The sequence below is a fragment of the Opacimonas viscosa genome (genome assembly GCF_024199005.1).
In the GTDB taxonomy this organism is placed as follows: Bacteria; Pseudomonadota; Gammaproteobacteria; order Enterobacterales; family Alteromonadaceae; genus Opacimonas; species Opacimonas viscosa.
The window spans coordinates 1-277 of record NZ_JANATA010000088.1; the positions used below are offsets into that span (position 1 = coordinate 1).

General features: G+C 46.2%; 1 protein-coding gene. It reads left to right on the plus strand.

All coding sequences use genetic code 11. The annotated features are described in order from the left end of the window. Window positions 1-33: 33 nt before the first annotated feature. Window positions 34-277 (plus strand): hypothetical protein (locus tag NLF92_RS12805; protein ID WP_254102590.1); only part of this gene is annotated, 244 nt, incomplete at its 3' end.

Sequence of the window (277 nt, forward strand, 5' to 3'; positions counted from 1 at the left end):
CCGGCCAGTCAACTAATGGAAAGGGCGAATGAATTGGCTAAGCCGATTTACTACCAGTCTTACATGCAGTGGCTATACTTAAACAGTGAGCAGAATAGCGATGCACTCAGAAAGTTAAAAGCGCAACTTCAGGGTCACCCTGAGCATTGGCGTAATCATCTGTATCTGACGCGCTTTACCGACGAATATTCTCAGCAAAAACAGCGATTAGCACTGCAGAACTGGCTCAGCCAACTCAGTGAAACTCAGGCAAAACAATACGAGGCCCACTACTTTT